Raw genomic sequence first — 20,647 nt, forward strand, 5'->3', positions numbered from 1 at the left:
GTATTATGTAGATAATGGTGTTTTTACGTAAAGGGGACGTGATGACATGAGTTTAGGAAATCATATACGTGTATTTCTCTGTGTTGTGTTTATGGGAGTACTTGTAGGGTATGTCTTTAATGCAAAAAAAGATATAACAGATCATGAGTATATTGATACCGTAAAGGAAGGCTATTTGGAGAATTTTTCAGATGTCACAGTTCGAAATGCGTTTAATTACGCTTTTTATGAACCTTACTGGCGCTATTATGAAGCAAAAACTGGGGAGCAAGTTGTAGAATTGTCAGGTGATATTACGTTTCAAGACGAAAAAGGACATGCTATTCTCCAATTTGTCGTGAACGAACAAACGCAGCAATTTTCCCTAGAGGCAATGAAATTTAAAGAAGTCGTATTAAACCAGCAACAACAACAAAAGCTTGTTGGCATGGTCTATCACACTTGGGAAAAGAAACAACTAGCTTATGAGTAAGGTTTTTTATTTTGTAAATCATCCAAACTGTATTACAGTAAAAGGGGGAGCTAGAGACAGAGAGGATGTTTTACATGAGATTAAGTATTTTAGATCAAATGCCGATTCCAAAAGGTCATTCTGCAGAAGAGGCCTTCCAACGTACAGAACAGCTGGCATTGCTAGGTGAAGAGCTTGGCTATCACCGTATGTGGCTTGCTGAACACCATAATAGCCAGTCATTGGCGAGTTCAGCTCCTGAAGTAACTGCTGCTTTTTTAGCTGCTAAAACACAGCGGCTTCGCATTGGTACGGGTGGTGTCATGATGATGCATTATTCACCCTATAAGCTAGCAGAGGTCTTTAAAACATTATCGGGGCTGGCACCCAATCGTATTGATTTTGGTGTGGGGAGAGCTCCTGGTGGTGATCATGCCGCTATCTATGCCTTGGCAGAGGGAAGGCGACAACGCTTCACAGAACAGTATGATAAGCTAGAAATCATATTAAAACTAATGAATAATCAAAAAACAGGTGAACATGTCTATGATCAAGTCATTGCAGCTCCTGCTCATATTTCATTACCAGAGGCTTGGTTACTAGGTTCTAGTGGTCAGAGCGCAATGCAGGCTGGCCAGCTGGGAGTAGGCTATTCGTATGCACAATTTTTCACGGGCAATATGTCAAAGGATATCTTTGATGCCTATAAAGCCTATTTTACGCCTTCTTATTATATGGATAAACCACAAATCATTGTGACATATGCAGCAACAGTTGCCCCAACCCTAGAAGAAGCGGAATATTTAGCTAAACCGATTGATATTTCTCGTCTTCAATTAATGAAAGGGCAAATCATTCAAACAATGTCACCCGAAGAAGCGAAAGATTATCCATTAACTGAAATGGATAAATTGACGATTGACAATAATCGCAAGGCGAATCTTGTCGGGACACCCCAAGACATTGCTGCTTTTTTAAGCGCTGAGCAAGAACGCTATGGCTTTGATGAAGTGATGCTAAATTGCAATCAATATGAATTAGAAAGTCGTTTAAATACCTATAGATTCCTTGCAAAGGAATTAATTGGATAAGAGGAAAAGCCATATTCATCTGAATATGGCTTTTATGTATTTAGCTGAATTAGAATAACGGCTTTACAATTAGAAAAACCCGGAAATGAATTTCCGGGTCTGATTACCACTTACATTTTCTGCTCCATGACACACTGCCTCGCTTCCGCATAGGATCTTAAGATATTCCTAAGAAATCTGTACTTTAGCTTATTCAGTTTTGATGGTCCTTCTGAGTTATCGATCAATCGCACTCATCGGGTTAACCCTCCTAGTCATTGGATTTGAAGTGAAATCTTTAATAGTATAGCTCAACTTCTATTTCTTATACCTCTTGTGAACATAAAATATTTTTGTGCTAAAAAATAATTACAAGAAAACATACAGTCATTACCAGTTAACAATGAAGATAAAAACACTCGTCTGTTTGAAGAAAAGTATATTGGCATCCATGATGTACATGCTACTTGTACAACTGGCTGTGATTTTAATTATTGATAGATATTTCCATAAATGTGGTTGACTTAAAATGTGTATTAAGCATATAATACATTTCAAGAAGTGTATTAACTGTTTAATACATTTTTTTATTGTCGGTGTATTAAGCGCTTAATACACTGAGGTGTTAACGAGAGAAAAAATATGTCCATGTTGATAGGTGCAACCCATCATTCTACATACTGTGTATTAAGTGGTTAATACGCGGAATTAATTTTTGAGGAGTTGAGTTATTTGACTATAAATTTTAATAATCGGGACCCGGTGTATGTCCAAGTTATTCGGCATTTGAAAGAACAAATTGCCAAGGGATTTTATGAGCCAGGTCAGGAGATTCCATCCAGAAGGGAATTAGCCAATCAGTTAAAGATTAACCCAAATACTGCGCAACGAGCTTATAAGGAAATGGAGGAACAAGGATTGATTTTTACAGAGGGGAATATGCCTAGCTGCATTACGAAAGATGAAGCAGTCCTTAAAAATGTCCGTGAGGAATTGATTATCGAAGCGGTTGACTTATTTTTAGGCTCTATTAAATCTATCGATGTGCCTTTAGCCGAAGTATTGGAACTTGTAAAGAAAAAACATGATGCCGAAAGCGGAGAAGCGGAGGAATCGAAATGATAGAAGTAAAAAATGTTAACAAGAAATACGGCAGGAAACAGGTTTTAAAAGACATTTCTTTTACTGCAGAAAAAGGAGAGATTACTTGTTTAATAGGAATAAATGGTGTAGGTAAGACGACCATTATGAAAGCTATTATGGCGCTCACACCAATTAATAGTGGTGAAATTTTAATGGATGGAGAAAAAATCACAAAAGAAAGTTTTGAAAAAATAACCTTCATCCCAGACACAATAACGATGTTGCCACAAATGAAAATCAATGAAGCTTTTGCGTTCATGGCTGATTTTTATAAAAGCTGGAATCCTCAGAGGGCAGAAGAATTACTACAATTTTTTAAACTTGATCCGAATGAACGTATTGCTAACTTATCGAAAGGAAATACAGCAAAAGTGAATATGCTACTGGGATTGTCACTTGATGTCGATTATTTACTGATGGATGAACCATTCTCTGGCATTGATATTTTCTCTCGTGAGCAGATTGCAGAGGTGTTTACAAGCCATTTAATTGAAGAACGTGGTGTCATTATAACAACGCATGAAATTAGTGATATTGAGCATTTGATTGATAAAGCAGTCCTTATTGATGACGGTGCAGTATTGAGGGAATTTAGCGTGGAGGAAGTACGTGAAAATGAAGGGAAATCAGTGGTTGATGTGATGAGGGAGGTATATCGAGCATGAAAAACTATTTAAAACTTGTTAATTTTGAAGTAAATCGATTTTTTAAATTGTATTTGATTTTAATAGGCTTGACCATGCTCAGCCAGCTTATAGGAGCGGGAATTATCTCACAAACCTATATGAAAAATGCTAAACAGTTGATGGCAGAAAACCAGTTATCCATGAACCAGTATGTGGAGCAATACGGGACTTTTTCTTTCGATCGATTCACTGATTCAGAATGGTTTCTGCTGCCAATCTTTTTTTGTATCGCCATGTTGATGATTTATGTTTTCTTTATTTGGTATCGAGATTGGTTGGGTAAAAATACATTTATTTACAGATTATTCATGTTACCAACTGAAAGAATCGTCATTTATTTTGCGAAATTAACGACGATTATGCTTTTAGTTCTTGGCTTGATTGCTTTGCAAATCTTGCTAATTTTGATGGAAAAACAAATAGTGAATAAGATTATACCAATAGACCTCCAATCAAATTTCTCAATTTATGCTAGTTCTACTTTAAATATGTGGAGGTGGCTGTATCCGACTAACTTTACAGAGTTTATCCTGGTATATGCACTTGGGTTACTTTTCGTGGCAGTAATATTTACCGCGATTTTAATTGAGCGAAGTTATGGTTTAAAAGGGATTTTTTACGCTATTTTTTATGGCTTACTGTCACTTGGGGTATTTTTTGCTCCAATCCTATTAGTTAATGTTTATACAAATTACTTTTACCCACTTGAAATTTTCTTAATGGTACTGGTAACGAGCATGATCGTTTTAGGCAGTGCCATTTGGATTGCGAATCATTTATTAAAATATAAAATCAGGGTCTAGAGGAGGTATAACAATGAAAAAATATTGGAAAACAATCAGTATTAGTTTCTTCATCGTGGTGTTTATCAGTTCTTACTATATCCAAAAAACAGCAATGGCTTCTAAAAATGATAGATCCTATAAAATTGAAACGATCAGCGGAAATAAGGAAGAAATCGAAAATCTTATTCTTCAAACAAGTTATCAGAGTAATGATCTTTATCATATGTTGTACATATCAAAGGATGGTTCCACGAATCCCAATAATCAGTCTTTTTTTAGAGATTTGATGGCACCGAATGAACCTATGATTCTTCGAAAATATAGTGAGGAACACCGTAATTTTATGCGCGGGAAAGAATTTGATCCAAGAAAATATTATGAAGACAAATCACGTTTGATTTACACAACGTTTTTAGATGATGGTGGAAAAGAAGCTAGCAATGTCGTAACGCTTCAAATTGATATACTTGATAAAAATACAAATGACAGTTCTTCCTTTAAAATCGATATACCAGTCAAAGCTAGCTATGATTGGATTAATGTGAATGACGTCTACGTAGGAGATGGAAAGATAAATATTTTAACAACAAACTATTTATCAGCCAACTATCTTATAAAAGCTAGGGAAGAGTTGCATGTCTATACGATTGATGAGGAGAAGAAGGAATTAGTAAAGGATGCCATCCTTGCAGAATTAGTGTCAGAAGAAAGAGGCACTTCCAGTATCCGTATTTTTAATGAATACAATACTACTACTCAAAACGAAAATTATTATTTATATATGGTAGAAAAATACAGTGAGCCAAAAGAAAATACTGAGCTAGAAGTTATCTCTAGTCAAATATATCTCTATGATAATGCCAAGAATGAAGCAGAGGAATGGATTATGCCAGAAGAATTAAAACCCTATCGGAAGTCAATGCTGATTCATAAAGAAACAATATATATTCCTGTTTATTCAGCCAATGGTCTAACGCTGAATCGTTATCATATTGAAAAGAAACAGTGGGAAGAACCCTTAACCCTTCAATATTCAAGCATTGCGAATGAGAATGATGCTCCATATTTACGTATAGCAGAGGGAAAATTTTATTTAGTATATCGTGTTTCTGATGGACAGTGGTTGTCTATCGTTGATTTACGTACAGGTGGATTGATTTATGAAGGGAAAATCATTTCCGAAGACAAAAAAAATCAAGAGGCGGATTCCTCTCTTAGGATCGAACAATTATATACGATGCATTAAAGAGCATGCATAAGGACAACCTACAATTTATAAAAGAAACTCCATGTTGATCAGTCTTTGTTCAACATGGAGTTTCTTTCTTTATCGATGAACTTATACACGAGCAGAGCCACTCACAAACGCGGCATCAGGATAATACATATTTTTTACAAGTACATTTGGCCCTAAGCATTTGACTGCTGGACAATGGCAGTTAAGCGATTTTGCTAAGTCGGTTGCCATCCATTTATCAAAAATCAATGGTAGTTCGTCATGCACAATATTGCCGAGGGCTGGTGTGTCACCAAAGTCGGTAATTTAACTCCTTGTAATTACAAAGTGGCGCAAGAAAAATTAATTGTATAGAAGATAAAAGAGGATACGAAGATAGAGTTGTCAGAAATAGAGCAGATGTAAACAAAATAATAAAAAAGTTATAATAAAGATTAAGTTCGATTCCGAGATAATTTATAAATAAATGCACTTTAAAAATTATTTTATCTGTGCGAAAATTATAAGCATGGAAAGGAAGTTTTTTATATGTTTACAGTACAGAAAACTCATGATGAATGGGAAAGTTACCATGACATTGATAGGTATGGGAAATTAACTTTATCAAATATTGAATTTACTACAACACATTTATGTAATATGAGATGTTCGCATTGTGCAGTTGGCTACACATTATTAACCAAAGAATTACCAGCATTACCTACAGAAGAAATTATCCACAAGTTAGATGAGGTGGAAACTTTACGTACAATGAGTTTTACAGGTGGAGAACCTTTAATGACTAAAAAGGGAATAAAGGAAAATTTGTTACCACTTTTGAAATACGCTAAGGGTAGGGGAATTAAGACGCAAATTAATTCGAATTTAACTTTGCCTATGTCTCATTACGAATTAATTGCTCCTTATCTAGATGTTATGCACATATCGCATAACTGGTGTGATGAAAAAGAATTTGTTGAAACAGGCTTCGCTATGATGGATAAGCAACCTTCAATTGAATATAGAGGCAATTTATATCGTAATATTTTCGACAATGCAAGGGAACTTTCAAAAGGAGGGATGTTTGTATCAGCAGAAACAATGTTAAATCGTAATACTGTCCCCTATATGGAGAAAATTCATAATGAAGTGGCTAACGAAATGTTATGTAAGCGACACGAAATTCATCCTATGTATGCTAGTGACTTCGCTGAAAATTTAGAAGTTATTAGTTTGGAGGAATACAGAAAAGTTGTGAATGAAATTCTTGATTATAGAAATAAAGACATATGGGTATTGTTTGGTACATTGCCATTTTACCCTTGTAGTCAAGATGAGCGAGATTTAGCGTTAATCAAGCGAATCAATAGTGAACATAATATAACAATCAGAAATGATGTTGATGGACGATCAAGAATGAATTTAAATATTTTCACTGGGGATATATCGGTTACGGATTTCTCAGATGACGGTTCGGCTTTCGGAAATATAAAAAATGAATCATTACCTCAAATTTACGAACGGTGGTTAGATTCCAATATTTCTAAATCAATTAATTGCCACTGTCCAGCAGTCAAATGTTTAGGACCAAATGTAATTGTAAAGAATATGTATTATCCTGATAAAACATTTATTAGTGGCTCAGTTAAATAATGAAATGAAGACCTCCATTGGAATAACCATTGGAGGTTTCTTAGGATATACTATATAATTTTTCTACTCAGTTTAAATTTAAAAGTTTTTCAAAACACAATTTACTTGTACCTTAATACACAAAGACAAAGGCCTACAGCCTGTTATCACAGGCTTTGTGTCTTTGTAAGACCATTCTTTTTAAACAGTCGTTTTACTCTTTATCTGAATTTGAGGTTTTGTCATAAAATGTAACAAGAAATTGTTGGCTGATCTTAGTTTACTGACATGGTGTTGATTGATTAAACAGCAGTAGTACCCCAAAATATACTGATTCCAAAAGCTACTACTACTCCAGCAAAAATCCAACCCATAGCGTACTTCCTTAGTCTAAAGTTATTTATACTCAACATTAAAAAGCAAAAAGTCATAACAACTTGTATCCAAATTGGTCTATCAAAACTCTCTTTATGCCAAATGAAAGAATAAAGAACCCCGATAACCATAATAGACAGCACTACTAACGCAATTCTATTAAATATGCTAGACTTTTGCAAACCTATAAACCTCCTTAATATGGCTTTGTATTAAAATACCAATCACCAGTACCTCTTAATTGTTCATTCATACTAAAACCTGCAACGGAAGCAATTACTCTAACGTTATCGTTTCTAATTGCATGGTATTTTGTTCCATATCCTGTATCAACTAGACCCTTAGTTCTGTACTGATCATATGTGATTTTCCCAGAAAATGTCTTAGATACTATAAGTGTGGCGAACCCTACAGCCCCAGCCCAATTTCCTATTACTGATGCAATTTGTTTTTTAGTAATTGCAGCTCCGATAATTCCTCCAATTGCAATAACACCACCAATTACTGTCACAATATCAGATACATCTGTGACCATTTTATCGAAATTGATTTTTGCAGTTGACATATAGACAGGTGTATAATCATCTGCTTTATAAGCACTAAATATAGGTTGGGAATCATCATTGACTTTAGTAGGGTCAACAAACTCTTCAAAAGATAATTCCACTTTTTCTCCGTCCATTATAGCAAAAGAATCACCTTCATTATATTCAAATGTATGAATTTTGTTACCAGTTGTAGTAGTTAACAACATTTTATCACCATTATATTCAATGTTAAAATCTGTTTCACCTTCATCATAAACTAATGTGAATGTTTGGCCAGATTCGGTAAAATTTAAGTTCTCTATATTAGAAAACTCATTCTCATTAGAAGCTGCAAACGTATTTTGTGTACCAGCCAATGATAATGGACCAGCTAAAAGCAATGCTGCGACTATGTTACCTGTAAGTATTTTTTTTGTGTGGACGGATAAGCATGTGTATAAAGCGCATACATGTTCTAATATTCTGTCATAGGACATTTTACTGTTATTTTTCATAAAAAACGTTATCATGATATAGAGTAAATAGTCACAATGCATCGAAGAAAGTGGGAATGAACATGACGAAATATGAGATATTATTGTTTGACGTAGATGATACATTACTAGATTTTGATTTAGCTGAAAATGCAGCACTTGACCGCATGTTCAGAGAGGAAAAGATAGCCACTACGCCCGAGATGATAGCGCGCTACAAAGAAATTAATGAATCGATGTGGCGAGCTTTTGAGCGTGGGGAAGTGACAAAAAATACCCTACATAATACAAGATTTGCGGTTGCTTTAAAGGAATTTGGGATGGAGGTCGATGGCGTCTACTTTGAATCGCTATTCCAAAAATACTTACAGGAAGCACATCATTATGTAGAGGGAGCTTATGAAGTCATCGCTCAACTAGCCAATCACTATCATTTGTATGTCGTATCAAATGGCGTAACGTTGACACAAAATAAACGACTAGTGGATGCCGATTTAGCACAATATTTTAAAGGCATCTTTATCTCCGAGCAAACGGGCTATCAAAAACCAATGCCAGCCTTTTTTGATTATGTATTTGAGCGGATTGAGCATTTTGATAAAGCTAAAACGCTTATAATCGGCGATTCTTTGACATCAGACATTAAAGGCGGATTGCTGTCAGGCATTGATACATGCTGGTTTAACATCCGCAATGTTGAAAATACGAGTGATATTGAACCGCATTATGAAATTAAAAAATTGCATGAGTTACAAGAGCTATTGCATACAAAAATAGCACTATATTAAGACAGAAGGCACTTCCTTTGTTCCGTGGACAGAGGAGGTGTTTTTTTTATGTCTTTAAGATTTATTTTTGAATATCTACTTTACAAAAAGTCATGAATCATTTAAAATTCGATTTTGAATGATAATAGTAATCATTACTATTTAAGTGGAGGGGAAAGTATATTGAAAAAAATAATGAGTTTACTAGTTCTATTGATTGTGAGTGGAAGTATGCTTGTGGCCTGCGGAAATTCAGATGACAAGACAAAAAAAGACAAGGCAAAAGGTGAAAATGAACATGTTTTAACCATTTCTTGGCCAAAGGATATTGGAGAAGTAAATCCACACCTGTATGCGCCAAATGAAATGTTTGCTCAGGCAATGTTATACGATCCGCTTGTACGCTATGGAAATGATGGGCAAATAGAGCCAGGATTAGCAACAGCATGGGAAATGTCTCAAGACGGTAAGAGCTACATATTTACATTACGAGACAATGTCTTGTATTCAGACGGCTCTCAGCTTACGGCTGACAATGTTAAACGTAATATCGAAACAGTAGTACAGAATATTGCACCGCATAGTTGGCTAGAAGTGGTGGCAGTCATTGATCGGGTAGAAGTCTTAGATAAACTGAAATTACAGATTCATTTAAAAGAGCCTTACTATCCATTTTTACAGGAATTAACGTTGATTCGTCCATTACGTATGTTAGGGGATAGTGGCTTCCCAGCAAGTGGGACAACCAAAGAAGGCATTGAAAAAGCGGTTGGAACAGGTCCTTGGATTTTAACTGATTACAAGCAAGACAATTTTGCTGAGTTTTCACGTAATGAGCATTATTGGGGAGAGAAACCTAAGCTAGAAAAGGTCATCGTCAAAATTATTCCTGATTCACAAGCACGGATGATGGCACTTGAAAAAGGAGATATTGATTTAATTTTCGGAAGTGGTCAATTAGCACCTGAGGAACTCCGAGCTTTGGAGAAAAATCCGCAATATCAAACGCTAATTTCTGAACCTTCCTCTACTAGAATACTATCTTTCAATTCATACTATGGCGTGACGCGAGATAAAGATGTCAGACTTGCTTTGCAGTATGCTTTTGATCGACAAACAATTATTAAACATGTATTAAATGGCATTGAACAAGAGGCCAAGTCTTTATTTGCTCCAGGATTTCCGTATAGTGATATTCCATTTGAGTCTTACAGCTATGATTTAGAAAAAGCTCAGCAACTATTGGATAAAGCAGGCTGGAATTTTGCAGAAGGGGCTCCGTTTCGATCCAAAAACGGTCAAGCATTGGCCATCACAATTCCATATAACAGTAATGACCAAGTGCATAAATCTATTTTTGAATATTTACAGGGCGTATGGCGTGAATTAGGCGTTGATGTCAAATTGATTGGAGAAGAAGATCAACTTTTTCGAACGCGAAGTAAAACAGGTGAGTTCAATGTCATTATGAATGATACGTGGGGGGCACCTTATGATCCCCATATGTATTTACGAATGATGACGGGGGAAAAGCAAATTGGCTATTATGCGTTAAAAGGCACAGCACATTCAGAACAATTAGCAGCGAATATTGCGAAAGTGATTCGCTCAACTGATGAATCAGAGAGACAGAGCCTGTATGAAACCATTTTACAAACCATTCATGAAGAGGCGATTTTCATGCCATTATCTTATCGGACAAATTATTTGGTGGCCAATCAACGTCTAGCCAATTTATCGTTTTCTATGCAGCAATTTGAAGTGCCACTCAATCAATATGAGGTGAAATAATCAAGATGTTTGCATTCTTTGTTAAACGGCTAGTGAGTATGTTACTTGCATTGTTTGGTATAACCATCATCGCCTTTGGATTAATCCGTTTCATTCCTGTTGATCCCGTTGAAGCATATTTTACAATCAATCAAATTCCAGCTACTGAAGAGGCCATGACAAGTATGCGTGAAGATATGGGTCTCGATCAACCTTTGTGGATGCAATATATTGCTTGGCTCAGCCATGCATTGCAATTAGATTTTGGAACATCCTTTGTATCGAAAAAGGCTGTGGCAACAGAACTGTTTCCACGCTTTGAGACGACATTTCTTTTAGCGGTAACAGCATTAGTCATAATTATTGTCAGTAGCTTGACTATTGGTATTTGGTCTGCAAGTAAAAACAGTGGGTGGCTCGATTGGCTTACACGTACTGCTATCTTTACAATCGCCTCCATGCCCAGTTTTTGGCTGGCCTTTCTCTTCATTTACACAGTGGCTTTGAAATGGGGCGTCTTACCACTCATGGGGTGGGGAAGTTTTGCTCATGTCATTTTACCATCGATAACACTGGCTTTAGGATTTATCCCTTATTACATTAGGCTCATCCGCTCAAGCATGAGAGAAGAAATGAAGAAACCGCATGTTCTATTTGCCCGTGCAAGAGGTGTAAAAGAAACGGTTATTTTGCGTACACATATTTTCAAAGGCATTTTACCACAACTTATCACATCCCTTGCCATGACCTGTGGAGGCTTATTAGGGGGTGCAGCGATTATTGAGAATGTTTTTGCCATTTCTGGCGTAGGGCACTTTATTGTGGAGGCTATGTTAGCAAGAGACTACGCTGTACTACAAGCCTTTATCGTCATCATTGGGGGATTATATATCATCGTCAATTTCATAGCAGATATACTTTGTGCGGTTATTGATCCACGTGTCAGGCTGAAAGGAGGCGCTCTTTAATGAAAAAGCATCTGTCACTCATCATCAGTAGCTTGCTTGTACTTGTGCTAGTTGTGATGGCTCTATTTGCTCCTTGGTTAGCGCCTCATGATCCTTATACAACAGATATAGCCAATAAATTACAGGGGTTTTCTATGCAGTACCCGTTAGGTACAGATCACCTAGGGCGCTGTGTGCTATCTCGTTTATTGTATGGTACACGCACCTCTCTTCTGCTAGCCTCTGGCGTACTATTCATTACCTTAATCATTAGCATCATTGTAGGGTGTCTGGCGGGGTACATCGGTGGGCTGGTTGATCTAGTATTAATGCGTATTTGTGATGTTCTTCTATCCATTCCTGACTTTATTTTTGCCCTTGTCATTGTAGGTGCGTTAGGTGGTGGCATTAAAAATATGTTTGTGGCAATTAGTTTTGTGTCGTGGGTAGGTTTTGCGCGTATCATTCGCAATATGGTGCGTTCTTTAAAAGAAAGCACTTATGTACAATATGCACGGCTGACAGGTGTACCGAAACGAAAAATTATTAGGAGGCATATATTGCCGTTTGTCTTTCCACAAATATTTTTGTTAAAACTAATCGGGCTTGGCTCCACAATACTTTTAATTTCGGAGCTGTCGTTTTTAGGGTTAGGTGTTACGGCACCGATGGCAGAATGGGGCATGATGATTAATGATAGTAAAACCTATTTAATGAGTGAACCAACGCTTATGTTTATACCAGGTATCATGATCTCATTAACCGTTCTTATTTTTAATTGGTTTGGGGATGCCCTTCGTACGGCTATGGACGCCAAAATATAAGAAGAAGAGGTGACAATATGTTAGAGATAAGGGATTTGTCAATTACGCTTCAAACAGCGCAGGGACCTAAAAAAGTTGTGCAGCATGTTGATTTCCAGATTCCAACTGGTACAACGCTTGGTATTGTCGGGGAAAGTGGTAGCGGTAAAACGATGCTATGTTATGCCATCCTGCAACTGTTTCGGGAGTCTCGACACTATGGGGGAGACATTTTATTGGAAGGCCGTTCCTTACTGGGAATGGATGAACAGCAGTTGCGAGGCCTTCGGGGCAATGACGTAGCATGTATATTGCAGAATCCTATGGCTATGTTTAATCCTATTATAACAATAGGAGACCATATGATTGAAACAGTACAGGCACACCGATCGCTCAGTAAAAAACAAGCATTGCACATAGCAACTGAGCAACTTGCTTTTTTTCAATTGACCGATTCAAGACTGTTAAAAAAATATCCTCACGAGTTAAGCGGAGGCATGCTTCAACGTGTCATGATTGCCATGGCTATGAGTCTTCGTCCAAAGCTTTTGCTTGCAGATGAGCCAACAACAGCCCTTGATACGATGACACAGCTCAAGGTTTTAGAGGAATTGTCTCATTGTCAGCAACAATATCAGACAACGATGCTGATTGTGTCACATGATCTTGGCGTCATTGCCCGAATGGCAGATCAAATTGTTGTTATGCGAAGAGGGAAAATCATGGAATATGGTCCAGCCGAACGGCTATTACAAAACCCTGTTCATTCCTATACCAAAGCATTAGTCGCAGCGAAAAGGAAGGATGATCAACTTGAAAAACTTGTGGATAGCTGGTCAGGTGATACAAACGGAATTCTATATGAACTAGACACGAACTATTGGGTAAGACAGGAGGAAAACCGATGTTAGAAATCCAACAAGTATCTAAAACCTATCGAAAAAAGAGATTGTTTGGGGAACATGAAACAATAGAAGCTGTGAAAAATATGTCATTCACCTTGAAGCAAGGGGGTTGCTTAGCCATTGTCGGAGAGAGCGGTAGTGGCAAAACCACACTAGGAAAGCTGATAATAGGTATGGAAAAGCCAGATAGCGGTACCATTCACTTCGATCATATTAATCTAGCAACTACATCTAAAGAAGAGAAGAAGCTATTACAAAAAAATATTCAAATCGTTTTTCAAGATTGCCATAGTGCTGTGAATCCGAAAATGAAGATTCAAGACATCATTGCAGAGCCAATGAATTGTCATTTACAGTTGACAAAACAACAGCAGCTAGAAAAAATAAAGGAGCTTTTAGTACAGGTGGGACTATCTGAGAGAGATGCTCAAAAATACCCTCATCAATTAAGTGGTGGTCAGTTACAGCGAGTGACCATCGCAAGGGCGATAGCAACAGAGCCTAAGCTCATCATCTTAGATGAATCCATTAATAGCTTAGATATATTGGTACAAATCAGTATCCTAAAACTCCTGAAACAATTGCAACAGGAGAGAGGCTTCAGTTATTTATTTATTACTCACGATTTACACGCAGTTAGTTTGTTTGCAGATGAAGTAGCTGTTGTAGACCAGGGTGAAGTGGTGGAGTTTCTTCAGGAAGTGTCTCGTATTCCATTTATGACACACCCGACCAGCCAACGCCTATTAGCCTCTAGATTACCTATAAATCGTCAAAAAGTTTCTTCGTTGCAAGGGGAGAAAGTCTCATGAAACTTCAGCCTTTATCCCTTCGCATGATGCAATTATATGGGCTTGCGATTATTTTTTTTACCGCCAATGCCGTGTTGACAGTTATTTTTCCATTAGAAGCAGCGGATGGGGGGTACTTGGAGGGTGAAATTGGAGTCATGATGGCCATGTATATGCTTGTTTGTATGCTATTAAGACCTTTTGCTGGCCAAATGGTCGCCAAGCATAGTCCTTATACGATTATGCAATGGCTGTTAGTAGGCCATGCACTTGCACTGCTTATCTATGTCATATTTGGTATTGATAGTGTTTTTTTAGTACGAGTCCTACAGGGTATCATCACCGCTTTCTTTTCTATGGCGATGCAGCTAGGTATTACAGTTGTCTTACACGACCATGATCGGGGGCAAGGCATGTCGATGTATTCCTTATCCAGTGTTGTACCTGGTTTATATGGACCTGCAGTAGCGCTACTCTTGTGGACGCAATTGGATAGACAGGATTTATTAATCTTTGTGGTTATGTTGGCTCTTCTGCCACTACTGTTTTTTATTGGTTCCCCTTTACCAAAAGCAAAGGAAGACACAGAAGTTGTGACAACAAGAGAGCTGATAGCCGCCATGAAGGGGGTAAAACAACACAAGGGGCTAGTCATATCAGCAATCGTTATGGTTCTTGGTGCTGCTATTTTTGGCGCCATCACCACCTTTTTACCATTGTTTATGCTGACCGAGGGAGTGGGGAATCCAGCTGTTTATTTAACGTTACAGGCATTGGTCGTGGTGGGTAGTCGCTTTGTATTGCGACGCTCTATTCCTTCAGATGGACAATGGCATCCGAAATTTATTGCATGTGTGCTTTTCAGCTCCATATTGGGCACAACGTTGCTTGCTGTTTTACCTGAAATAGGATCTTTTGTCTATATTTCCGCTGTTTTCAATGGCCTTGCCTCAGCGATGCTATATCCGACAATTACTACATATATGTCGTTTGTTGTACCACAAGAATCGAGAAATGTTTTGCTAGGTTTATTTTTAGCTACCTATGATTTAGGCTTTGGGTTGGGTGGGTTTTTGATGGGCTTTATTGTGCAATTTACATCCTATATGGTCATGTTTATGGTTTGTACGGTTTTAGCGATTATCGCACTCTGTGTTGTATTGCGTAACGGTAATCCCGAGAGGCAAATTACCACTACCATACTGACCAAATAATCGCGTGCTTGCTATGTATAAAATACAATAGAAAAGGCAAAACCTTTTATGAGACTAGTTTCCATGAAAGGGGAAATATTCGATGAATATGGTTTTAACTGCCAGTAAACGTCAAAAGGGACAACAATCTTCTTTAACACAGCTTCGACAAAATGGGGGCATTCCAGGTGTGGTTTACGGCTTTCAAATGGAATCAACGGCAATTATGTTAGATGCGAGAGCCTTTTCAAAAATGTTAGCTACACACGGTACGAAAAGTGTTTTCCAATTAGATGTTGAAGGAAAACGCATTAATGCAGTTTTAACAGAGGTACAACGTTGTGCATTAAAAGGGAATGTTAAGCATGTGGATTTTAAATCCATCAATATGTCAGAGGAGCTAGAAGTGGATATTCCAGTGACTGTAATTGAGGATGCAGTTGGAGTTGCTGATGGCGGATTCCTGCTCCAGCCTAATCGTGAAGTGCGTATTAAAGTGAAGCCAACTGACATTCCAGAAACCATTGAAATAGATGTTACAAATGTTGCAATTGGGACTTCTCTATACGTCGGAGATATTCGTCAACAGTTCTCGTTTGAAATTTTACAAGAGGATGACTACACACTTGTGACGATTACACCACCGGCTGCTGAAAACGTACAGGAAGATGATACAGTGGACGATACACCAGAAGTGATGGAAGCAACAGGACAAAATACTGCTGAACCAGAAGCATAAAGGAAAGAGGAGCCTCCTTACACTACGTAAGGGGCTCCTTGTTATTTGCTATAAAAATTGCTGTATGGATTTACGATAACGATAATAGAGTGTGATGTAAATACAACAAGTTGCTAAAAATAGCCATGGTGGAAGAAAGCGCATGATGGCAAAGGGTGTTTCTAATAAAAAAGCAAAAAGGAAGGCAGAACCTTCTTTATCCCATAAACCTGGGGTATAATATGCGCTTTTTATACTGAAAAAGGGAGCGACGTCATCGTTGCCATTAAAAATCATTAAGAAGATAAGTGAGAGTATTGCCCAATTGCTTGCATGTTTCATTAAACGTTTATATTTCGCAATGTGGGAATCATGATCTGAAAATAATTCATCATTACCATCTTTACTTTTTGTCCAATAAAAAGTGCCATCATATGATTTTTCTTTTACTATACGCCAGCCAAAATCCTCATGTAATTGCTTATAGGTAGCTTTCTTTTCTTTGCGAAGCTCCTGCTGACAATCAATCCGAATAACTTGTTCAAGATTTTCAGTAGGCTGAAATGTATAAATACCTGCTGAGTTTATGTGAGAGCATAGCCAACCCTTGGCTAACATTTCGTTTAACCAACGCTCTTCCTTTTCGATATCAAAAAAGATTTTAAACTTTATCATGTTCGCCAGCTCCCTCGTATAAAGATAAAATGCGCTGCAATCTTTGTTGCTCTGCCGCTAATATTTCTAGACCCTCTTCTGTGGTTTGATAAACCTTGCGTCTTGTATCCTGGGTCTCAACAGGCGCGATCCAATGATATTTTAATAAATTTTCAATGGCTCCATACATAGTGCCGGCAGCAATCCTTACACTACCTGCGCTCATTTCCTCGATTTTTTGCATCATGGCATAGCCATGTAGCGGTTCACGTAAGGCAAGTAGAATATAATGCATGGTTTCGGATAAAGGTAATAATTTATGTTTTTTCACATCTTCACCTCAAATATACAGTTGGACTATATAGTTTGATTATATATAGTTGAACTGTATATTTCAACTGTAAAAAAGACAATGCAAAAATGCATTGTCTTTAATGTTTAGACAACAGCGCTTTTCACGCCTGTCCATCGCATAAATAATTTTTCGTTATAGGATAAGGCAAATTGTACGATTGGTCCAAGCCCAAATGCCATAAATACCGTACCGATGCCTATAGGACCGCCAAGTAGGAAGCCAATGATTGCAACTGTTACTTCCATTGTTGTACGAGAGCGAGTCACACTCCAGCCAAGCTTATGAACCATCATCAGCATGAGTGTATCACGCGGTCCAATACCTAAATTTGCTACCATATACATTCCACAGCCCCAGCCTAGTAACACTAACCCTGTAAGGTAAGAAATAAGTTGCATCCAAAAACCATCAATATCAGGTAACCAATAGTTGAAAATATCAATAAAAATGCCTGCCAAAAACATATCGATAAACGTTCCAGGTAAAGGGAACTTTTTCGTAATCAGCATATCAAACGCTAAAATAGCAAGTCCCAAAATAATGGACCATGAACCGATTGATAGGCCTACTGTTTTTGTTAAGCCAATATGTAGTACATCCCATGAGCCCACTCCAAAGAGTTGGCCTTTAATTGTTAATGTGATACCAAAAGAAAGCACGATAATGCCTGTTATGAAAAACAAACAGCGCGTAAAAAAAGCTTGTTTCATTTTTAACCCTCATTCATTCGAAAATTCCTGTTGTCCATCCAGTTATTATAACAATAGATTTTCAATATGCCCGAAGATTGTCATTTCACATTTTTCAAAAAAAGACCGTTTAGCTTTCTTGGGAGAGGGCAAAATAGATATATAGATGAAAGGATGGGATATTATGACTTCTGTACGTGATGAAATTCTAGAAGTGTTAAATCGAGAAAAGATTGGCACAATGGCGACTGTAGAAAATGGCAAACCTTACTCACGATACATGACATTCCAGCATGAAGATTTTGTATTGTATACGGTGACGAATAAGCATTCAGAAAAAATGGAAGAGCTGCGCAAAAACCCATATACCCATATTTTATATGGCTACGAAAATGGTGGCTTTGGTGATACGTATGTGGAAATAGAAGGCAAACTTACTGAAGTACATGAAGAAGGGATAAAAAATAAACTAGCCGAATTTTTTACAAGTATCTTTATTGGCAATCAGGATGAAATGGTGACATTAAAGATTGAGCCTATTCGTATGCGCTTGATGAATAAAAAAGGGCAACCACCTAAAGAGCTAGAATTTTCGAACGACCATTGATCAATGGTCGTTTTTTTATGATGTAGCGATAAATAGTTGCAATGGCTAGCATCTTTTTGGCATGATAGTTCTTAAAAGAAAAAGGAGTATAAGTTATGTCGATAAAATTACAGCAGCTAACACAAAATGTATTATCATCTCAAGGAAAATTAGAGGCAGATTTTATACTGAGAAATGCGCAAATTGCGGATGTTTTTTCGTTAACATGGCAAAAAGCAGATATCGTCGTGAAAAATGGTATGATTGTGGCTCTAGATCGCACGAATAAGTTTCACGCTAAACAGGAAGAGGATGCGGCAGGAGGCTATGTCATTCCTGGTTTAATTGATGGTCATATACATATTGAGTCTTCTATGTTGACACCAGGGGAATTTAGTCGCGTTTTACTTCCTCATGGGATTACAACGGTAATGACAGATCCTCATGAGATCGCCAATGTCGCAGGAGCAGAAGGCATTCAATTTATGCTCGATGATGCACAAAAGGCAGATATGGATATTTTTGTGATGCTGCCATCAAGTGTGCCAGGTACACAGTTTGAAAATGCAGGCGCTACACTAACAGCTAAGGATTTGGCACCATTTCTACAACATGAACAGGTTCGTGGATTAGCTGAGGTGATGGATTTCCCAGCGGTATTAAATGGGCAAGAGGACATGCTTCAGAAAATTTTATTATCGCAGGAAGCAAATTTAGTCATTGATGGGCATTGTGCAGGCTTACAAAGCGAACAAATTACAGGCTATCGAGCTGCGGGTATTCACACAGATCATGAATGTGTAACGGCTGAGGAAGCCATTGACCGTGTAGAGCAGGGGATGTATGTGCTAATCCGAGAGGGCTCAGCCGCGAAAAACTTACGTGACTTATTGCCAGCTGTCCAGTCATATAATGCTCGTCGTTTTGGTTTTTGTACGGATGATAAATATGTGGATGAGTTAATCGACGAAGGCAGCATCAATTATGATATCGCCATGGCAATAGCTGAAGGGATGCCACCATTGCAAGCAATCCAGTTAGCAACCGTTAACACCGCAGAATGCTATCGTTTATTAGATCGAGGTGTACTTGCACCAGGCTATAAGGCAGATTTTGTGTTAGTAGAGAATTTGTCAACAATGCAGGCAAAGGCCGTATGGAAAAATGGGCAGAAAGTGGCTGAAAATGGTGAGATGCTGACTAATCGTCAAGAGCCAGTTGTGCCTGCTCATATCCATCAATCTGTCCATTTACCAACCATTACAAAGGATAGGCTACAACTAGCATTCACAAAGGGTACAAAGGCGAATGTAATGGAGATTGTGCCGAATCAGCTAATTACCAATCATGTAATAATGGATGTACCTGTAAAGGATGGTGTTTTCGTCCCTTCTGTAGAACAAGATCTACTGAAACTAGCCGTCATCGAACGTCATCATCAGCTACACACGACAGGTTTAGGAATTGTTAAAGGCTTTGGCTTACAAAAAGGAGCAGTAGCCACAACAGTAGCTCATGATTCCCATAATGCCCTTGTTGTAGGAACAAATGATGAGGATATGGTCCTGGCGCTTACACGCATTCAGGAAATCCAAGGGGGCTTTGTGATTGTTGCGGATGGCCAAATTCTAGCGGAGATGCCATTAACCATTGGTGGCTTGATGACAGATGTACCAGCTCAACAGGCAAAGGAGCAGCTAGCAGGCTTGCACAGGGCATTAAAGACGCTTAATCCAACATTAGATTTCCATTTTCTACTAACGTTTTCTTTTGTGGCATTACCAGTTATTCCTGCTTTAAAGCTAACAGATACAGGATTATTTGATGTGACAACCTTCCAGCATATCACGGTAGAAGCATAGATAAAAAAACGACCTACTAGCTTTCATTAAGCTTTTAGGTCGTTTTCTTATATTGCTTATTTAGTGCTAGCTCTCATTCACCATCATTTACGAACTATAAACATGCTTACAAGTCATTGTAATATGGAATTAGTCGTAAAATTAAGGATTGCGTGTTGATTAATTCAACCTCTTATTTGTAAGATATTTTCGTCTAAACATCCCTACTAAAAATACATACATTAATAT

22 protein-coding genes and 1 pseudogene are annotated in these 20,647 nt (G+C 37.7%); 17 read left to right on the forward strand and 6 right to left on the reverse strand.

Annotation, left to right across the window (positions count from 1 at the left end; translation table 11 throughout):
• Positions 1–46: 46 nt before the first annotated feature.
• The 6 genes from ACMGGO_RS08695 (at position 47) to ACMGGO_RS08720 (ending at position 5,381) form a co-directional block, all read left to right on the forward strand.
• Positions 47–472: a hypothetical protein gene (locus tag ACMGGO_RS08695; protein WP_048392403.1), complete on the forward strand. Its 426-nt coding sequence runs from the start codon at positions 47–49 to the stop codon at positions 470–472.
• A 74-nt stretch (positions 473–546) separates the two neighbouring features.
• Positions 547–1,542, forward strand: a complete 996-nt coding sequence (locus tag ACMGGO_RS08700) for an LLM class flavin-dependent oxidoreductase (protein ID WP_103118359.1) — start codon at positions 547–549, stop codon at positions 1,540–1,542.
• A gap of 711 nt (positions 1,543–2,253) precedes the next feature.
• Positions 2,254–2,643 carry a GntR family transcriptional regulator gene (locus ACMGGO_RS08705; protein ID WP_004230719.1) on the forward strand — a complete coding sequence of 130 codons (390 nt, stop codon included), beginning with the start codon at positions 2,254–2,256 and terminating at the stop codon, positions 2,641–2,643.
• Positions 2,640–3,329 (forward strand): ABC transporter ATP-binding protein, encoded by a 690-nt coding sequence (locus ACMGGO_RS08710; RefSeq protein ID WP_066037788.1) that lies wholly within the window; start codon positions 2,640–2,642, stop codon positions 3,327–3,329. The genes ACMGGO_RS08705 and ACMGGO_RS08710 overlap by 4 nt, the downstream gene beginning before the upstream one ends.
• On the forward strand, positions 3,326–4,153 hold the full coding sequence (locus ACMGGO_RS08715; RefSeq protein ID WP_420281786.1) for a hypothetical protein: 828 nt from the start codon (positions 3,326–3,328) through the stop codon (positions 4,151–4,153). Before ACMGGO_RS08710 ends, ACMGGO_RS08715 begins: the two co-directional genes overlap by 4 nt.
• Positions 4,154–4,166: 13 nt before the next feature.
• Positions 4,167–5,381 (forward strand): hypothetical protein, encoded by a 1,215-nt coding sequence (locus ACMGGO_RS08720; protein ID WP_420281787.1) that lies wholly within the window; start codon positions 4,167–4,169, stop codon positions 5,379–5,381.
• A 93-nt stretch (positions 5,382–5,474) separates the two neighbouring features.
• Here ACMGGO_RS08720 and ACMGGO_RS08725 read toward each other — a convergent pair.
• A pseudogene (locus tag ACMGGO_RS08725) lies at positions 5,475–5,678 on the reverse strand (radical SAM/CxCxxxxC motif protein YfkAB); the annotation flags it as partial.
• Between the two features lie 222 nt (positions 5,679–5,900).
• Between ACMGGO_RS08725 and yfkAB the strand changes: the two are divergent.
• The gene (gene yfkAB / locus ACMGGO_RS08730) at positions 5,901–7,004 is read left to right on the forward strand and encodes a radical SAM/CxCxxxxC motif protein YfkAB (RefSeq protein ID WP_066037786.1); all 1,104 of its coding nucleotides are present in this window, start codon (positions 5,901–5,903) and stop codon (positions 7,002–7,004) included.
• 281 nt (positions 7,005–7,285) lie between these two features.
• On the opposite strand, the gene ACMGGO_RS08735 is transcribed toward yfkAB, so the two are convergent.
• Together ACMGGO_RS08735 and ACMGGO_RS08740 are read right to left on the reverse strand one after the other, a co-directional pair.
• A complete protein-coding gene (locus tag ACMGGO_RS08735) occupies positions 7,286–7,540 on the reverse strand; it encodes a hypothetical protein (RefSeq protein ID WP_066037785.1) in 255 nt (84 codons plus the stop codon).
• A gap of 14 nt (positions 7,541–7,554) precedes the next feature.
• Positions 7,555–8,400, reverse strand: coding sequence for a hypothetical protein (locus tag ACMGGO_RS08740; protein ID WP_420281788.1), 846 nt, complete (start codon positions 8,398–8,400; stop codon positions 7,555–7,557).
• Positions 8,401–8,462: 62 nt separating this feature from the next.
• Between ACMGGO_RS08740 and ACMGGO_RS08745 the strand changes: the two genes are divergently transcribed.
• The 8 genes from ACMGGO_RS08745 to ACMGGO_RS08780 all read left to right on the forward strand — a co-directional run bounded on the left by ACMGGO_RS08745 (position 8,463) and on the right by ACMGGO_RS08780 (position 16,294).
• Positions 8,463–9,167, forward strand: coding sequence for a YjjG family noncanonical pyrimidine nucleotidase (locus ACMGGO_RS08745; protein WP_279495320.1), 705 nt, complete (start codon positions 8,463–8,465; stop codon positions 9,165–9,167).
• A gap of 162 nt (positions 9,168–9,329) precedes the next feature.
• Positions 9,330–10,937, forward strand: a complete 1,608-nt coding sequence (nikA, locus tag ACMGGO_RS08750) for a nickel ABC transporter substrate-binding protein (RefSeq protein ID WP_420281789.1) — start codon at positions 9,330–9,332, stop codon at positions 10,935–10,937.
• Between the two features lie 5 nt (positions 10,938–10,942).
• Positions 10,943–11,884 carry an ABC transporter permease gene (locus tag ACMGGO_RS08755; protein ID WP_420281790.1) on the forward strand — a complete coding sequence of 314 codons (942 nt, stop codon included), beginning with the start codon at positions 10,943–10,945 and terminating at the stop codon, positions 11,882–11,884.
• Complete coding sequence (locus ACMGGO_RS08760; RefSeq protein ID WP_269898253.1) at positions 11,884–12,687, forward strand: ABC transporter permease; 804 nt, start codon at positions 11,884–11,886, stop codon at positions 12,685–12,687. Before ACMGGO_RS08755 ends, ACMGGO_RS08760 begins: the two co-directional genes overlap by 1 nt.
• Before the next feature lie 17 nt (positions 12,688–12,704).
• The gene (locus tag ACMGGO_RS08765; protein ID WP_420281791.1) at positions 12,705–13,577 is read left to right on the forward strand and encodes an ABC transporter ATP-binding protein; all 873 of its coding nucleotides are present in this window, start codon (positions 12,705–12,707) and stop codon (positions 13,575–13,577) included.
• Positions 13,571–14,383: an ABC transporter ATP-binding protein gene (locus ACMGGO_RS08770; RefSeq protein ID WP_281216276.1), complete on the forward strand. Its 813-nt coding sequence runs from the start codon at positions 13,571–13,573 to the stop codon at positions 14,381–14,383. The genes ACMGGO_RS08765 and ACMGGO_RS08770 overlap by 7 nt, the downstream gene beginning before the upstream one ends.
• Positions 14,380–15,576: a staphylopine family metallophore export MFS transporter CntE gene (gene cntE, locus ACMGGO_RS08775; protein ID WP_112118409.1), complete on the forward strand. Its 1,197-nt coding sequence runs from the start codon at positions 14,380–14,382 to the stop codon at positions 15,574–15,576. Before ACMGGO_RS08770 ends, cntE begins: the two co-directional genes overlap by 4 nt.
• A gap of 82 nt (positions 15,577–15,658) precedes the next feature.
• A complete protein-coding gene (locus tag ACMGGO_RS08780; RefSeq protein WP_420281792.1) occupies positions 15,659–16,294 on the forward strand; it encodes a 50S ribosomal protein L25/general stress protein Ctc in 636 nt (211 codons plus the stop codon).
• A gap of 48 nt (positions 16,295–16,342) precedes the next feature.
• On the opposite strand, the gene ACMGGO_RS08785 is transcribed toward ACMGGO_RS08780, so the two are convergent.
• The 3 genes from ACMGGO_RS08785 to ACMGGO_RS08795 form a co-directional block, all read right to left on the reverse strand.
• A complete protein-coding gene (locus ACMGGO_RS08785; protein ID WP_281216279.1) occupies positions 16,343–16,948 on the reverse strand; it encodes a DUF2812 domain-containing protein in 606 nt (201 codons plus the stop codon).
• On the reverse strand, positions 16,935–17,222 hold the full coding sequence (locus tag ACMGGO_RS08790) for a PadR family transcriptional regulator (protein WP_054550495.1): 288 nt from the start codon (positions 17,220–17,222) through the stop codon (positions 16,935–16,937). The genes ACMGGO_RS08785 and ACMGGO_RS08790 overlap by 14 nt, the downstream gene beginning before the upstream one ends.
• A gap of 143 nt (positions 17,223–17,365) precedes the next feature.
• On the reverse strand, positions 17,366–17,992 hold the full coding sequence (locus ACMGGO_RS08795; RefSeq protein ID WP_004230690.1) for a YczE/YyaS/YitT family protein: 627 nt from the start codon (positions 17,990–17,992) through the stop codon (positions 17,366–17,368).
• 163 nt (positions 17,993–18,155) lie between these two features.
• Between ACMGGO_RS08795 and ACMGGO_RS08800 the strand changes: the two genes are divergently transcribed.
• Both ACMGGO_RS08800 and ade read left to right on the forward strand, forming a co-directional pair.
• Positions 18,156–18,578 carry a pyridoxamine 5'-phosphate oxidase family protein gene (locus ACMGGO_RS08800; RefSeq protein ID WP_048392416.1) on the forward strand — a complete coding sequence of 141 codons (423 nt, stop codon included), beginning with the start codon at positions 18,156–18,158 and terminating at the stop codon, positions 18,576–18,578.
• A gap of 95 nt (positions 18,579–18,673) precedes the next feature.
• A complete protein-coding gene (gene ade / locus ACMGGO_RS08805) occupies positions 18,674–20,419 on the forward strand; it encodes an adenine deaminase (RefSeq protein ID WP_420281793.1) in 1,746 nt (581 codons plus the stop codon).
• Positions 20,420–20,647 lie beyond the last annotated feature (228 nt).

Source organism: Lysinibacillus sp. BNK-21 (assembly GCF_048684915.1).
Taxonomy (GTDB): domain Bacteria; phylum Bacillota; class Bacilli; order Bacillales_A; family Planococcaceae; genus Lysinibacillus; species Lysinibacillus capsici.

Excerpts from the sequence above, each read along its gene's own strand:
- ACMGGO_RS08700 (WP_103118359.1), top strand. The coding sequence starts at position 547 with ATGAGATTAAGTATTTTAGATCAAATGCCGATTCCAAAAGGTCATTCT.
- ACMGGO_RS08710 (WP_066037788.1), top strand. The coding sequence starts at position 2,640 with ATGATAGAAGTAAAAAATGTTAACAAGAAATACGGCAGGAAACAGGTT.
- yfkAB (WP_066037786.1), top strand. The coding sequence starts at position 5,901 with ATGTTTACAGTACAGAAAACTCATGATGAATGGGAAAGTTACCATGAC.
- ACMGGO_RS08755 (WP_420281790.1), top strand. The coding sequence starts at position 10,943 with ATGTTTGCATTCTTTGTTAAACGGCTAGTGAGTATGTTACTTGCATTG.
- ACMGGO_RS08780 (WP_420281792.1), top strand. The coding sequence starts at position 15,659 with ATGAATATGGTTTTAACTGCCAGTAAACGTCAAAAGGGACAACAATCT.
- ACMGGO_RS08770 (WP_281216276.1), top strand. The coding sequence starts at position 13,571 with ATGTTAGAAATCCAACAAGTATCTAAAACCTATCGAAAAAAGAGATTG.
- ACMGGO_RS08720 (WP_420281787.1), top strand. The coding sequence starts at position 4,167 with ATGAAAAAATATTGGAAAACAATCAGTATTAGTTTCTTCATCGTGGTG.
- ACMGGO_RS08800 (WP_048392416.1), top strand. The coding sequence starts at position 18,156 with ATGACTTCTGTACGTGATGAAATTCTAGAAGTGTTAAATCGAGAAAAG.
- ACMGGO_RS08795 (WP_004230690.1), bottom strand. The coding sequence starts at position 17,992 with ATGAAACAAGCTTTTTTTACGCGCTGTTTGTTTTTCATAACAGGCATT.
- ade (WP_420281793.1), top strand. The coding sequence starts at position 18,674 with ATGTCGATAAAATTACAGCAGCTAACACAAAATGTATTATCATCTCAA.
- ACMGGO_RS08715 (WP_420281786.1), top strand. The coding sequence starts at position 3,326 with ATGAAAAACTATTTAAAACTTGTTAATTTTGAAGTAAATCGATTTTTT.
- ACMGGO_RS08765 (WP_420281791.1), top strand. The coding sequence starts at position 12,705 with ATGTTAGAGATAAGGGATTTGTCAATTACGCTTCAAACAGCGCAGGGA.
- cntE (WP_112118409.1), top strand. The coding sequence starts at position 14,380 with ATGAAACTTCAGCCTTTATCCCTTCGCATGATGCAATTATATGGGCTT.
- ACMGGO_RS08695 (WP_048392403.1), top strand. The coding sequence starts at position 47 with ATGAGTTTAGGAAATCATATACGTGTATTTCTCTGTGTTGTGTTTATG.
- ACMGGO_RS08745 (WP_279495320.1), top strand. The coding sequence starts at position 8,463 with ATGACGAAATATGAGATATTATTGTTTGACGTAGATGATACATTACTA.
- ACMGGO_RS08790 (WP_054550495.1), bottom strand. The coding sequence starts at position 17,222 with ATGCATTATATTCTACTTGCCTTACGTGAACCGCTACATGGCTATGCC.
- ACMGGO_RS08760 (WP_269898253.1), top strand. The coding sequence starts at position 11,884 with ATGAAAAAGCATCTGTCACTCATCATCAGTAGCTTGCTTGTACTTGTG.
- ACMGGO_RS08740 (WP_420281788.1), bottom strand. The coding sequence starts at position 8,400 with ATGAAAAATAACAGTAAAATGTCCTATGACAGAATATTAGAACATGTA.
- ACMGGO_RS08785 (WP_281216279.1), bottom strand. The coding sequence starts at position 16,948 with ATGATAAAGTTTAAAATCTTTTTTGATATCGAAAAGGAAGAGCGTTGG.